The sequence below is a fragment of the Corynebacterium sp. BD556 genome (assembly GCF_038452275.1).
Classification (GTDB): Bacteria; Actinomycetota; Actinomycetes; order Mycobacteriales; family Mycobacteriaceae; genus Corynebacterium; species Corynebacterium mayonis.
This window is the reverse complement of record NZ_CP141643.1, coordinates 1308481-1322227: the sequence shown is the minus strand read 5'-3', so window position 1 is coordinate 1322227 and position 13747 is coordinate 1308481. Positions and strand designations below refer to the sequence as shown.

11 protein-coding genes are annotated in these 13747 nt (G+C 61.3%); 7 read left to right on the top strand and 4 right to left on the bottom strand.

Features of this window, described 5'->3' with window-relative positions:
* Position 1 precedes the first annotated feature (1 nt).
* From VLL26_RS06170 to VLL26_RS06155, 4 genes are all read right to left on the bottom strand, one after another.
* On the bottom strand, positions 2–1186 hold the full coding sequence (locus tag VLL26_RS06170) for an acyl-CoA dehydrogenase family protein (RefSeq protein ID WP_342318265.1): 1185 nt from the start codon (positions 1184–1186) through the stop codon (positions 2–4).
* Positions 1187–1204: 18 nt separating this feature from the next.
* A complete protein-coding gene (locus VLL26_RS06165) occupies positions 1205–2368 on the bottom strand; it encodes an acyl-CoA dehydrogenase family protein (protein WP_342318264.1) in 1164 nt (387 codons plus the stop codon).
* A gap of 9 nt (positions 2369–2377) precedes the next feature.
* Positions 2378–3583, bottom strand: coding sequence for an acyl-CoA dehydrogenase family protein (locus tag VLL26_RS06160; RefSeq protein WP_342318263.1), 1206 nt, complete (start codon positions 3581–3583; stop codon positions 2378–2380).
* Positions 3584–3692: 109 nt separating this feature from the next.
* Positions 3693–5213, bottom strand: coding sequence for an AMP-binding protein (locus VLL26_RS06155; RefSeq protein ID WP_342318262.1), 1521 nt, complete (start codon positions 5211–5213; stop codon positions 3693–3695).
* Positions 5214–5371: 158 nt separating this feature from the next.
* On the opposite strand from VLL26_RS06155, the gene ndk reads away from it, so the two are divergent.
* The 7 genes from ndk to obgE all read left to right on the top strand — a co-directional run bounded on the left by ndk (position 5372) and on the right by obgE (position 13733).
* Positions 5372–5782, top strand: coding sequence for a nucleoside-diphosphate kinase (gene ndk, locus VLL26_RS06150; RefSeq protein WP_342318261.1), 411 nt, complete (start codon positions 5372–5374; stop codon positions 5780–5782).
* Between the two features lie 128 nt (positions 5783–5910).
* Positions 5911–7551, top strand: a complete 1641-nt coding sequence (locus VLL26_RS06145; RefSeq protein ID WP_342318260.1) for an alkaline phosphatase D family protein — start codon at positions 5911–5913, stop codon at positions 7549–7551.
* A gap of 70 nt (positions 7552–7621) precedes the next feature.
* Positions 7622–8191, top strand: a complete 570-nt coding sequence (locus VLL26_RS06140; RefSeq protein ID WP_342318259.1) for a TetR/AcrR family transcriptional regulator — start codon at positions 7622–7624, stop codon at positions 8189–8191.
* 286 nt (positions 8192–8477) lie between these two features.
* Positions 8478–11090: a translation initiation factor IF-2 N-terminal domain-containing protein gene (locus VLL26_RS06135; protein WP_425292304.1), complete on the top strand. Its 2613-nt coding sequence runs from the start codon at positions 8478–8480 to the stop codon at positions 11088–11090.
* 188 nt (positions 11091–11278) lie between these two features.
* Positions 11279–11584 carry a 50S ribosomal protein L21 gene (rplU, locus tag VLL26_RS06130; RefSeq protein ID WP_342318257.1) on the top strand — a complete coding sequence of 102 codons (306 nt, stop codon included), beginning with the start codon at positions 11279–11281 and terminating at the stop codon, positions 11582–11584.
* A gap of 24 nt (positions 11585–11608) precedes the next feature.
* The gene (gene rpmA, locus VLL26_RS06125) at positions 11609–11914 is read left to right on the top strand and encodes a 50S ribosomal protein L27 (RefSeq protein WP_342318256.1); all 306 of its coding nucleotides are present in this window, start codon (positions 11609–11611) and stop codon (positions 11912–11914) included.
* Between the two features lie 295 nt (positions 11915–12209).
* Positions 12210–13733 (top strand): GTPase ObgE, encoded by a 1524-nt coding sequence (obgE, locus tag VLL26_RS06120; RefSeq protein ID WP_342318255.1) that lies wholly within the window; start codon positions 12210–12212, stop codon positions 13731–13733.
* Positions 13734–13747: the final 14 nt, after the last annotated feature.

Here is a 13747-nt window from a genome sequence, read left to right as displayed (position 1 = left end):
GTTAGCTGCGGAAAGCGCTCACCCCGGTAATGGCCTTGCCCACAATCAGCGACTGCATCGTGTCGGTGCCCTCGAAAGTGTGGAGCGCCTCAATATCAGCCATGTGGCGCATCACATCGTTTTCCAGCAAGATACCGACACCGCCAAACATATCGCGGGCATTGGCCGCGATACTGCGCGCCATGCGCGTGCAGTGAACCTTAGCCAAGGAAGCCTGACGCTCGTCGAGGGCGCCGGAAGTCTCCAAATCAAGGATGTGGCGGCAGTAGAGCATCATCGACGTAAGCTCCTGGAGCATATCGGCAAGGCGCTGCTGAATGATCTGGTTATGCACCAGCGTGCGGCCGAACTGAACCCGCTGTTTGGCGTAGTCAAGAGCCTTTTCGTAGCAGTCGGTTGCAGCGCCGAGGGCGAAGAAAGCGGAGGCGATGCGAGTTCCAGCGATCACCTTCGCGGTGTCGCGGAAAGAGGCCGCGCCGGGAAGTTTCCGGTCGTGGGGGACGTGGACGTCGACAAGCGAAATGTGTGCCTGGTAAAGACCTCGTAGCGAGGCTTTACCCGTGATCGTCTCCGCGGAGTAGCCGGGCGTGTCCTGGTCAACGATGAAACCGCCGACCTCCCCGTCGTCCATGCGCGCCCACACAATGGCGATATCGCCCACGGAGCCGTTGCCGATCCACTTCTTCTCGCCGTTGATAACCCACTGATCGCCTTTGCGCACAGCGGTAGTCTCCAGCGCGACCGAATCGGAACCGTGATCGGGCTCGGTCAAAGCGAAGGAACCGAGAATCTCAGCGCGCGCAAGCGGACCCAAAAACTCCTCCTTTTGCGCCTCAGAACCACACTGGGCAATAGTTTGCATGACCAGGCCGGCCTGCACACCGAGCGCCCCGCCGAGAGACAGATCCGCGCGAGAGAGCTCGAAAGCGACAAGGCGCGCGGCGCGCGTGCTCATAGGGGCGAAGCCTTCGATGTCGATGCCGTCACGGAGCAAACCCATCCTCGCAGTTTCACGCACACCGTCCACGTTGTAGTGGGCGTTTTCCCACGACTCGTTCACGGTTTCCCGGGCCCGGTCCGCCGCCTTGCGCGCCGTAGCCCACCACTGCAAGTCCGCACCGTCAATATCGGAGAAAACACCGAAGTAGTCGGTGGTGGGGGAGAGGAGATCGGTTGCTTGTGCCATGGTCATAACCTTCCTTAATTATCTGTAGGCGCTCACGTTCGTAATCGTCTTTCCCACGATCAACGATTGGATGGTGTCAGTGCCTTCGTAGGTGTGCAGGGATTCAATATCGGCAAAGTGCCTCATCGCATTGTTCTCCAGCAAGATGCCCACACCGCCGAGCATGTCGCGGGCTTGCGCCGCAACACTGCGCGCCTTGCGGGTGCAAAACACCTTGGCCAAGGCGGCCTGCTTTTCGCTTAATGTGCCTGACTGCTCAAGGTCGAGCACATGGCGGCAATGCAAAAGCATCGAGGTGACGTCGGAAAGCATATCCGCCAACCGCTGCTGAATGATTTGGTTTTTGATCAAGGGACGGCCGAACTGGATGCGCTCCGAGGCGTACTCCAAGGCTGTTTCGTAGCAGTTAATTGCCATCCCGGTCGCAGTCCACGCCACGCCAACGCGCGTGCCGCCGAGCACCGCCGCGGTATCGCGGAAAGAGTTCGCGTGAGGCAAGCGACGTGACTCATGCACCCTCACGTTGTCGAAGCGAATATGGGCCTGCGGGATGCCGCGCAGCGAGGCCTTGCCGGTGATCGTTTCGGCATGATAGCCGGGCGTGTCCTGGTCGACGATGAAAGCGCCGACCTCACCGTTGTTCATGCGGGCCCACACCACCGCGATGTGGCCGACGGAGCCGTGGCCGATCCACTTCTTCTCGCCGTTGATGACCCACTCGTCGCCGTCGCGCAGAGCGCTGGTTTCCAACCCGATCGAGTCGGAGCCATGGTCGGGCTCTGTCAACGCGAAGGCACCACGAACCTCCATGCGCGACATGGGGTCGAGGAATTTCTCCTTCTGCGCCTCGGAGCCGCACATGTTGATCGCCTGCATGGCAAGACCAGCCTGGACGATCACTGCGGTGGCCGTGGAGGCGTCGCATCGGGCCAACTCCAGCGCGATGAGACGGTTTGCACGCACACTCATCGGCTTCATCCCGGCGATGTCGATGCCGTCGCGCACCAAACCACGGCGCGCGGCATCCTCAACCGCAGGGATGTTGTATTCGGCGTTTTCCCACGCCTCATTGACGTGGCCGCGAATGGAATCGCAGTAGTCCCGGGCGGCCTGCCACCATTCGAGATCGTCGCCACTGACGTCGGAAAAGACGCCGTAGAAGTCGATTTTCGGATCCAGCATGCGCGACTCCTAGCCGGTGAAGGCGCTGACGCCGGTGATGGACTTACCCACGATGAGCGACTGCATAGTGTCGGTGCCTTCGTAGGTGTGCAGCGTCTCAATGTCGGCCATGTGGCGCATAACGTTGTTTTCCAGTAAAATACCCACCCCACCCAGCATGTCGCGGGCGTTAGCTGCCACGCGGCGTGCAGCGCGAGTGCTGGTGACCTTGGCCAAGGCGGCCTGCTGCTCGGTGACGGTGCCTTCCTCCTCGAGCTCAAGGAGACGCTTGCAGTACAGGGCGAGGGTGGTGACATCCATGAGCATGTCCGCCAGGCGCTGCTGGATCACCTGGTTTTTGATCAGGGGTCGGCCGAACTGGATGCGTTCGGAGGCGTACTTCAGGGCTGTTTCGTAGCAGTCGACGGCCACGCCGAAGCTGCTCCAGGCCACACCAATGCGAGTGCCCATGAGCACCTTCGCCGCATCGCGGAAGCTTCTGCAGCCTGGGAGGCGACGATCTTCGCTGACGCGGACCTCGTTGAGTCGGATGTGCGCCTGTGGGATGCCACGCAGCGCCGCTTTGCCGGTGATGGTTTCGGCGTTGTATCCCGCAGCGTCCTGGTCGACGATGAAGGCGCCGACATTGCCGTCGTCCATGCGGGCGTAGACAACGGTGATGTGTCCGACGGAGCCGTGGCCGATCCACTTCTTTTCACCGTTGATGACCCACTCGTCGCCGTCGCGCACCGCGCTGGTTTCCAAGGCGATTGAGTCGGAGCCGTGGTCGGGTTCCGTCAGCGCGAAGGCGCCGCGGATTTCCATCCTTGCCATGGCGGCGAGGTACTTCTCTTTTTGCTCCTCACTTCCCAACATCTCAATGGAGCGCATGGCCAATCCCGCCTGCACGCCTTGGGCAGTGGCGGTCGAAGCGTCCAGGCGGGCGAGCTCGAAGCCGATGAGGCGGCGGGCGCGGATGCTCATGGGATCTTCCCCCGGGATGTCAATGCCATCGCGGATCAGGCCGCGCCGAGAGGCTTCCTCGACCATTTCGATGTCGTACTCGGCGTTTTCCCAAGCCTGGTTAACTCTCGGGCGGGCCCACTCGCAGAACTCGCGGGTTTTCTTCCACCATTCGAGATCTGCGCCGTCTACATCGGCGAAGACCTGGTAGTAGTCGGTGCGTGCATCAAGCGGGATGCCTTGGAACTGCCGGAACGGTTCGTTGGGGTGCATGACGTAGGTGTCCTATCTGTTGTCGTGAGCAAGAAGTCAGCCGATTGTGACTCGCATCTCACTCTAATGCAACGGGGGCGTACCTTTAGGACTTTCGGCCTGTAGATCTTTAAGTTCTGGCCCGAAGCTCGCGCCGCAGGATTTTTCCGCTTGGGTTCCGCGGCACCTCACCGATGAAGGTGACGGCACGGATCTTCTTGTAGGGGGTGACACGCTCTGCGACCCACTCGGTCAGCTCATCTTCACTAACGGAAGCGCCATCGCGTTTGACCACGAAGGCGTGCGGGATTTCTAGACCGCCCTGGTCTGCGCCCACCACTCCGACATCTTTGACCTCGGGGTGGCCGAGGAGGAGGGCCTCAAGCTCGGCGGGGGCGACCTGGTAGCCCTTGTACTTAATTACTTCCTTGGCGCGATCCACGATACGAAGGCCGCCAGTGTCGTCGATGTATCCAATATCGCCCGTGCGCATCCAGCCATCGACGAAAATTTCCGCATTCGCCTTGTCGTTGTTGAGGTAGCCCTTCATCACCTGCGGCCCGCGAACCAAGATCTCGCCCTGCTCGCCACGCGCCACGTCGTCGGTCGTCTCGAGGGCGACAACGCGAATCTCACTGTCAGGCACGGGCATGCCGACGCTTTCAATCCCCGTCTCGCCGTGAATGTTCATAGTCACCACCGGCGAGGCCTCGGTCATCCCCCAAGCCTGGATGAGTTTGGTGCCGTAGCGGTTTTCCACATGTCGGGTCGTGTCGGCGTCGATCGGAGCTGCGCCGCAGAGGATGAGACGAGATGCCGCGAACCACTCCGGGTCGATGGTTTCGTCTTTGGCCAGGGCGACAGCCATCGGCGGAGCGATGAAGGTCATCGCGATGTCGTGGTCCTTATGTGCGCGCAGGAACTGCTGCATGTCGAACTTGGGCAGGGTGAACAGGTGCTGCCGGTTCATCAGCGGAGTGAGCAGGAGCACCGTGAAGCCGTAAATGTGGGAAAAGGGCAAAACGGTCAAGGTGGGGGTGGTGGGGGTGATGCCGTTTCGCTCCATCATGTAGTTGGTTTGCAACATGTTGGACACGAGGTTGCGGTGGGTGAGCTGCACGCCCTTGGGAAGCCCGGTTGTTCCCGAGGAGAAGGGGATCGCGGCGACGGAGTCAACATCGACCGCGATATCGGGGGCTGTGCGGTTGCGCCGCGCGATGGCTTCAAGCTCCATGGAGAAGATCTGTGGGACCTGCTCCATGTTCGTCGGGCCGATGAACAGTTTGGACTCGGAGGCTTCAAGGATGTGCGCGACGTCCGCCTGGTTCATCAGCATGCCGACCGGGTTGCAGATTGCGCCGATGCGCAGGATGCCCAGAAGGGCGGCGGCGAAATTGATGGAGTTGGGGATCTGGAGGGTGACAACATCGCCGGCACCGATTCCGCGGGCGCTCAACTCGCCGGCGATTGCCTCGGCCATGGCCTTGAGCTCCGCGTAGGTCACCGAGTTGTCAGTGGTGAGCTCGGTGATGGCCAAAAGCTGCGCGTCGTGCTCGTTTAGCTCCCCGAAAATTAAGCTGTAGATGTCTGTTTCAGGGTAGGAGAGCGTCGGGTAGGGGCCGCGGTGAGTCTCGACTGTGTTGTTAGACACGTTGTCCTCCATGAAGTGATCTAGATGACAGTTTGCGTACGGGGGGAGATACTACCCGGGCAGAGCCTTTAGCGGATGATTTTCTTAAGCAAACTTAAGTTTTTTTATTCAGCGGCGGTGTCTCGTAGGGGGCGCACCTTCCGCTATCCTGGGGAGTTATGACTGAACGCACACTCATTTTGATTAAGCCGGACGGTGTGGCCAACGGCCATGTCGGCGACATCATCGCCCGCATTGAACGCAAGGGGCTCAAACTGGTGGAGCTGGATCTGCGTACCGCGGACCGCGCAACCGCTGAGAAGCACTATGAGGAGCACAAGGACAAGCCGTTTTTCGGTGAACTGGTGGACTTCATTACTTCCGCCCCGCTGGTGGCGGGCATCATCGAGGGAGAGTCGGCTATCGCCGCGTGGCGCCAGCTCGCTGGCGGCACTCACCCGGTGGAAAAGGCCACCCCGGGCACCATCCGCGGCGACTTCGCCCTGACTGTTGGTGAAAATGTCGTCCACGGCTCCGACTCCGCGGAGTCCGCTGAGCGCGAGATTGCCATTTGGTTCCCCAATAAGTAGGAATCCCTCCCCAGCCGCCCGCCGGATCCTCCGGCAGGGCGGTTTTTGGGTTAACGGGCGGTTACTTGCACGTTAAGAGGTGTTTGCATCGGTTGCGCGAGCCTGCTTTCAGGGCGAGATTCATTACCATGATCAAACAACTTCTCTCCACGTCTCGCCGCCGCTTCCTCCTCGGTTCAGGGGTCCTCGCCGCCAGCGCCGCGGTGTCCCAGGCTCGTGTCCAGGCCCAACCGGGTTATTCCACCTTCATGCACGGTGTTGCCTCCGGCGACCCCACCCCAGATTCTGTTATTTTGTGGACCCGCGTGACCCCCAGCCCCGAGGCTGTTCCTGGCTCTGGCCTCGGAGAGGATGTCTTGGTGCGCTGGGAGGTGGCCACCGACCGGGACTTCGCCCGCGTGGTCAGGTCCGGCACCGCCACGGCCAGCGCCGCTAGCGACCACACCATTCATGTGGATCCGCACGGGCTTACACCAGGAACTATCTATTACTACCGCTTCGCTCGCGGGGATGAATTCTCGCCGGTGGGCAGAACAAAAACAGCTCCTGCCTACGACGCAGATGTGCAGCAGTTGTCCTTCGCCGTGGCCTCCTGCGCCAACTGGGAGTGCGGTTGGTTTTCGGCCTTCCGTGATATGGCTGAACGGGCAGAGCGCGATGAGTTGGATGCTGTCGTTTTCCTCGGGGACTATATCTACGAGTACGCCACCGCCGGATTTGCGGGCAAGCGCGGGGTATCGCGTCCTCATGCCCCGCTGCATGAGACGATCACCCTCGCGGACTACCGCACCCGGCACGGCCGTTATAAGCAGGATCCGAACCTGCAGCGGGCGCACGCCTCCGCGCCGTGGATCGTGGTGTGGGATGACCATGAGGTGGCCAATGACACGTGGCTTGCCGGGGCGGAAAACCACACGGAAGGTGTCGAGGGCGACTTCGCTGCCCGCCGTCGCGCTGGGCAGCAAGCCTATTTTGAGTGGTTGCCGGTGCGCGCGACGAGGCCCTCGGAAGGCGGTCACATTTACCGCAGTTTGCAGTTTGGCAACCTCGTTAACCTCAGCATGTTGGACCTGCGTACCTACCGTGACAAGCAGCCGGAGCGGATCAACGCTTACGATGAGGGCCGCACGATGCTGGGCAACGAGCAGATGGAGTGGCTGGCGGGCACGGTGCGCGCCAGCACAACGAAGTGGAACGTGATGGGCAATTCAGTCATGGTTTCGCCCATGGTGCTGGGGAGGCTCCCCGAAAACAGCGCGGAGGCGGCGCTGGCGAACCAGATGCTAGGTAAGTTCTCCGGGTTGGTGTCGGGGTTGCCGTTGAATCCGGATCAGTGGGACGGGTATGCGTCGGCACGCGCGAAGCTTTTCGACGTCCTCGCCGCCGACGATGCTAACGTTCTTTTCCTCACCGGCGATATTCACAGTGAGTGGGCTAACGCGGTGGTTCACAACGGCACCGAGATCGGCTGTGAGCTTGTCACGGCGTCGATCACCGCGGCTAATGTCGATGAGTGGGTGACGACGTTTACGAAGGTCTACGTGCCTGAGGATAATCCCGTAAGTCTCCTGGCGGAGGGGATGATACGTCAGCTCAACCCGTGGGTGAAGCACCTCGACTTCGACTCTCATGGCTACGCGGTCGCGCGGATTCGCCCGGAGGAAGTCGGCATGGAGTTTTACCGCGTCGCCGATGTGGAGCAACAGGATGCACCGGTGCGTCTGGCGCAGACCATGAAATGGCGTGTTGGTGTGGGCTTTGTCGCCTAAACGCTCGAAGATTCGTATTATTTATCCCACGGTTATAAATTGAGGTGAATACGTTTAGTCCGGAACGGAGATGAGCACAGTGGTTCGAGGTGCCGAGCAAGCTCGCGCAGCAAGCAAGAAGAAAGCGATACTTGAGGCGGCAACCGACCTCATGATCTCCGGGGGATTAAACAAGGTCACACACCGCCAAGTAGCTGCCGAAGCCGGCGTGCCCGTCGGTTCAATCGGCTACTACTACACCAGTAGGGAGAACCTGATCCGGGTGTGCCTCGACAGTATTCAGGTGCGTTGCGCCGAGTTGATCCGTCAACGCGCGGCGGACGTTGGCCCTGATACCACGGTGGAGCAGCTAGCGGAGATCATTGTGGAGGCCGCGTGCCTCGGCTACCTCAACGACCTCAAAGGCTACATCCTGGCGACGGTCGACGTTGCGCGCGAGCAAATCGGCAGTGACTCACCCGACAACCAGCTCACCCAGTTCGTCGCGCTTGTCGATGTGCTCTTGCGCAAAGCCGACCGCGAATCGGCCAACGCCCGCCGCATCATCGAGGCCGTCACCGCGGCTTCAATTCTTAGCTCCAGCTTCGGCGACAGCGCCAGCCACGCCGCCCAAGAAGCCGTCATCGACGTCATCAGCTAGCTGCTCTAGGGGACTCCTGCGCGGCGTGTCTGTAGCTCCTGTGCCAGAATAGGGGGAACAAACACCGCCCGCGCCGCCACATCCGGTGGCGTGCGGGCTCAGTGTTGACAAGCTTTGGAAAAAAATCGCCCCGGTGGTGCGGGGCACCGCGCGGCGGCGGCGAGCATGGGCTCGCCAGCGCCCGGTGTCTCATAGCACCAGGAAACACAACAGGAGAGAGTTCGTGGCAAAGAGCGGACAGTCCAGCAAAATTTCACAAGCAGCGCAGTCCTTCGACCGAAGCACGCTGGGAGAAAAAACCCGCGTGTTCCACCTGGCCAAGCAGATCGGCGTGACATCGAAGGAACTTGTTGTTGCCCTCAACGAGCTTGGCTTGGTCAAGGTAGCGCAGTCGACGTTGACGAAGGCTGAGGTTGAGCAGCTTCTCGACGCCCTGTCGACACCTTCCGCCAGCAGCGTCGATAGCGCGGGCGAAAGCGAGGAGAAGATTCGCCAACGGGTGCGCAAGGACGTGGAAAACGAAATCCACCAAATTGAAGAAAAAGTCGATGCAACGCTCGGATCGGAAGATTCCGCCGACGAAGACATAGATTTCGTCACAGCCATCGTCGAAGCCGACGGTGAGCCCACCGAACCGGAAATCACCCCCGCGCCCGAAACCGGAGGCGCTTTCGTACACACCCCCGTGTTTAAAGCCCCAGATCGCCCGCAGCGCCGCCGCGCCAGCCGGAAAGCCGACGGGCCGAAAGACGCGGAGCAAGAAGGCGTCGACAAGCAAACCTCCGACGAGGTCGAAGCAATCGAGGAACCGAAAGGCATCCAAGGTTCGGTCCGCCTCGAAGCGCAGCGCCGCCGCCGGACTGAACGCCGCGAGGAAGGCCGCAAGCGAAACCGCATCGTCTCTCAAGCTGAGTTCCTTGCCCGCCGCGAATCCGTCGAACGCACCATGGTCGTGCGCGAACGCGACCGCCACGACGGGCCCGGCCGCATCACCCAAGTGGGTGTGCTGGAGGACGGCCTGCTAGTCGAACATTTCGTCACATCCGAACACAACGCCTCGATGATTGGCAACATCTACCTCGGGCGCGTGCAAAACGTGCTGCCGAGCATGGAAGCTGCTTTCATTGACATCGGGCAGGGACGAAACGGCGTGCTTTACGCCGGTGAAGTGGACTGGAAAGCCGCCGGATTAGGTGGACGTTCACGCCGCATCGAACAAGCGCTAAAGTCCGGCGATCAAGTCGTCGTGCAAGTAAGCAAGGACCCGGTCGGGCACAAAGGCGCACGCCTGACAACACAGATCTCCCTGGCCGGCCGCTACCTCGTCTACGTCCCAGGCGGGCGCAGCGCGGGCATTTCCCGGAAACTGCCCGCCCCCGAACGCAAACGGCTCAAAGAAATCTTGACCAAGGTGGTACCCGGCAAGGGCGGCACCATCATCCGCACCGCAGCCGAAGGTGTGCCCGAAGAAGCCATCGCGGCTGACGTCAACCGCCTGCACACCCAATGGGAATCCATTCAAGAGCAAGCAGAAAAGGAAAAGCGCTCCAAGGGCGCAAAACCAGTCACGCTCTACGAAGAACCAAACATGTTGGTTAAAGTCGTGCGCGACCTTTTCAATGACGACTTCACCTCATTAGTCGTCGACGGAAAGCGCCCGTGGAACGTAGTGCACGCCTACATATCCTCTGTTGCCCCCGACCTGGAGGACAGGCTCGTGCGCTACGACGCCTCCGAGCATGACGGCCAGGACGCCTTCCATACCTACCGTGTTGACGAGCAGATCCAAAAAGCGCTTTCGCGCACGGTCTGGTTGCCTTCCGGCGGAACCCTGATCATCGAGAAAACAGAAGCCATGACCGTCATTGACGTCAATACCGGTAAATTCACCGGCTCCGGCGGCTCCCTGGAGGAAACGGTCACACGCAACAACCTTGAGGCGGCCGAAGAAATCGTCCGTCAGATGCGCCTGCGTGACATTGGAGGAATGATCATCGTCGACTTTATCGACATGATTCTGCCCGAAAACCAGGAACTGGTGCTTCGCCGCCTGAAAGAAGCGCTAGGTCGCGACCGCACCCGCCACCAAGTGTCGGAAGTTACCTCGCTGGGCCTGGTGCAGATGACACGCAAGCGCTTAGGCACCGGACTGCTTGAAACCTTCTCCACCCCGTGCCAGTGCTGTGAGGGGCGCGGCCTCATTTTAAGCGACGACCCAGTGGAAGCCGAACAGCCCGAAGAACGCGGCAAAGCTTCGCGCCGAAGCCCGGGCCGCAAACCCGAATCGCACCCGGCGGCCGAGGTGATGCGCAACCGCAAGGAGGAGTCCTCCCGCGACATCGCCCTTGATGAGCAAGCGCTTGAAGAGCTGGCTAACTCCGTCATCGGCGAAGAAACCGGCACTGGCGCTGGAGCTGAGTCGGGTTCCGATAGGCAACGCCCGTCAGGCGGACGCCGCCGCGGCCGTCGCGGGGCAGGACGCGGCCGTGGAGGGGTGAGCGAAGACAACGTCGCGGACAAGCCCGCAGAAGTAACTTCGGAGAAAACCTTCGAGCAGGCCAAAGCAGAGTTCGATGCTTCCCCGCGCCGGAAACGACGCACTCGCGGCAATTCGCGCTCCGACCACGCCCCGACGCCGGAGGATTTCACCACAGCGCCCGAGCAAAAGCCTGAGCAAAAGCCCGAGCAGGAGCAGGCTGATGCTGCGCGCGAAGGTGTCGCGCCGCCGAGGAACGGTCGTGGCCGCCGCCGCGCCGTGCGACGCCGGACCAGCAACCCGCAACCCGAGCCCCAGCAACCTGTGAAGAAGCCTGTGGTGGAGAAAGAAACCCCGCAGACAGACGAGCCGAAGCGCGGTGGGCGCGGGCGGCGTCGGGCGACGCGCAGAAGGACCTCTTAAAGCGTATTTGCTGTTTAGCGTGCATGCGTAGTAGTCTTTGACAGTCGCTGTTTTGGGGCGTGCGCGCCCCGTGCCCAAGCATGCGGGCACGGCGGGCGGTCGAAGCCCCCGAAACGCTAAAAATCACTGTTCTACTCGCCTTCGAAGCATGCCGGGGGCGAACGAGATGAGATAAGGGGTAACCCTCTATGTACGCGATCGTCAAGACCGGCGGCAAGCAGTACAAGGTTGCCGAAGGCGACCTGGTCAAGGTCGAGAAGATCGAGGGTGAAGCTGGCTCCAAGGTTGAGCTCACCCCCGTCCTTCTCGTCGATGGTGCAGATGTCACCGCTGAGGCAGACAAGCTGGCCAAGGTAAGTGTTGAGGCTGAGATCGTCGAGCACGGCAAGGGCAAAAAGATCGACATCCTCAAGTACAAAAACAAGACCGGCTACAAGGTTCGTCAGGGCCACCGTCAGCCCCAGACCACCATTAAGATCACCGGAATCAAGTAAGACTTCACTCAAGGAGAAACAGACATGGCAACCAAGAAGGGTGCATCCAGCTCCTCGAACGGTCGTGACTCTGAAGCCAAGCGCCTCGGTGTGAAGCGCTTCGGTGGCCAGCAGGTCAAGGCCGGCGAGATCCTCGTCCGCCAGCGCGGCACCAAGTTCCACCCGGGCGAAAACGTCGGCCGCGGCGGTGACGATACCCTGTTCGCGCTCGCAGCCGGCTCCGTCCAGTTCGGCATTAAGCGCAACCGCCGCATCGTCAACATCATCCCCGCCGATGATCAAGGTGTGTCCGCAGAGGCAGCAGGCGTTGTAAAAGAAGCAACCGCCTAGCTTCACAGCTCGTATGAAAGGTGGCCTGGAAAACCCAGGCCACCTTTTTTCGGTGCAGTACTGGCAAGCTGCACCTTCGCCGGAGGCAGACCGCCGGCAAAGTGCTGTTCCCCCGCGCTGGGCGAAAAGTTGTTGCAGCTTAAAAAGCTGCGCAAGACGGTGCCGCTGTCGGCAATGTTTAGCTCCATAACGGGTGCGGGCCAACCGGGGGTGAAAAGCGCCCGCGAAGAGGGCCACGCTGCGGCTGGTAGAATCAGCGCTTTGAGATGTGCCGATCACGGCGGAGGGAAATGTTATGGCCCAGTTTGTTGACCGCGCTGTATTGCACCTGCAGGCAGGAGACGGCGGGCACGGCAGCGTGTCGGTCCACCGCGAAAAGTTCAAGCCCCTCGGCGGGCCGGACGGCGGCAACGGCGGGCACGGCGGCGACATCATCTTCGAGGTTTCCGAACAAGTCCACACCCTGTTGGACTTCCAGTTTCGCCCGCACCTGAAAGCGAAGCGCGGCGGCAACGGTGCCGGCGATAACCGGCACGGTGCCCGAGGCGAGGATTTGATCCTCAAAGTTCCAGTGGGGACCGTGGTGCGCTCCGAGGCAGGGGAGATCCTGGCGGATCTTACCGAGCCCGGCACCCGTTTCATGGCGGCCGAGGGAGGTTTCGGCGGACTCGGCAACGCCGCGCTTGCCACCGCGAAGCGCAAGGCGCCGGGGTTTGCGCTCAAAGGGGAGCCGGGGCAGGCACATGACCTCATCCTGGAGCTGAAATCCATGGCCGATGTCGGCCTGGTGGGTTTCCCCTCGGCGGGTAAGTCCTCGCTGATTGCGGTGCTTTCGGCGGCGAAGCCGAAAATCGCCGACTATCCGTTTACCACGTTGCAGCCGAACTTAGGCGTGGTCAATGTGGACCACGACACCTTCACCATCGCTGATGTGCCGGGGCTAATCCCCGGCGCGAGCCAGGGAAAGGGCCTGGGCCTGGACTTTCTGCGCCACATTGAGCGCACCGCGGTTTTAGCCCACGTGGTGGATGTAGCGACGATGGAGCCGGGGCGTGACCCCGTCTCCGATATCGAGGCGATGGAAAAAGAGCTGGGGCAGTACGCGGAAGCACTTGCCCGCGAATCTGAGGACGCCGGGATGGGAGATTTGCGCGAGCGTCCCCGCATCGTTGTGCTGAACAAAATGGACGTGCCGGAAGCTCGGGAGCTGGCGGATTTTTTGGAAGAGGAGATCCGGGAGAAATTCGGCTGGGATGTGCACAAGGTCTCTACGGCTACCCGCGATGGGCTGGGGGAGCTGAAGTGGGCGATGTGGGAGATTGTGAAGCATGCCCGCCGTGCGCGCCCCCGTGCCCATGCGGTGCCTGGTGCTAACCGGGAGATCATCCGCCCGGCCGCGGTGGATAAAAAGCGCTACGATGACGCTATTGTGGTTGTGCCCGATCCGCACTACCCGGGTGGTTGGCTTGTCACCGGTACGAAGGTGGAGCGTTGGGTCCGCCAGACGGATTTTGAAAACGATGAGGCCGTGGGCTACTTGTCGGACCGCTTGGATAAGGCGGGCGTGGAAGATCAACTGCGAAAGATCGGGGCGAAGGAAGGCGACACGGTCACCATCGGTGAGATCAGTTTCGACTGGGAACCGTCGATAGGCGGCGATCCGACTTTGGCTGGCCGCGGCCGCGATGCTCGCCTTGAAGGCACCACCCGCGTCTCGGCCGCGGAGCGCAAGCGCGCCTCGCAGGCACGCCGCGGCCTGATCGACGAATACGACTACGGCGATGGGCAGGTCGCCGACCGCGAGCGCTGGCAGGGCTAGGGGCAGGGATAGAA

Coding starts and splice junctions, on each gene's coding strand:
- VLL26_RS06140 (WP_342318259.1), top strand. CDS start 7,622: ATGAGCACAGTGGTTCGAGGTGCCGAGCAAGCTCGCGCAGCAAGCAAG.
- rpmA (WP_342318256.1), top strand. CDS start 11,609: ATGGCAACCAAGAAGGGTGCATCCAGCTCCTCGAACGGTCGTGACTCT.
- VLL26_RS06170 (WP_342318265.1), bottom strand. CDS start 1,186: ATGGCACAAGCAACCGATCTCCTCTCCCCCACCACCGACTACTTCGGT.
- VLL26_RS06160 (WP_342318263.1), bottom strand. CDS start 3,583: ATGCACCCCAACGAACCGTTCCGGCAGTTCCAAGGCATCCCGCTTGAT.
- obgE (WP_342318255.1), top strand. CDS start 12,210: ATGGCCCAGTTTGTTGACCGCGCTGTATTGCACCTGCAGGCAGGAGAC.
- VLL26_RS06145 (WP_342318260.1), top strand. CDS start 5,911: ATGATCAAACAACTTCTCTCCACGTCTCGCCGCCGCTTCCTCCTCGGT.
- rplU (WP_342318257.1), top strand. CDS start 11,279: ATGTACGCGATCGTCAAGACCGGCGGCAAGCAGTACAAGGTTGCCGAA.
- ndk (WP_342318261.1), top strand. CDS start 5,372: ATGACTGAACGCACACTCATTTTGATTAAGCCGGACGGTGTGGCCAAC.
- VLL26_RS06165 (WP_342318264.1), bottom strand. CDS start 2,368: ATGCTGGATCCGAAAATCGACTTCTACGGCGTCTTTTCCGACGTCAGT.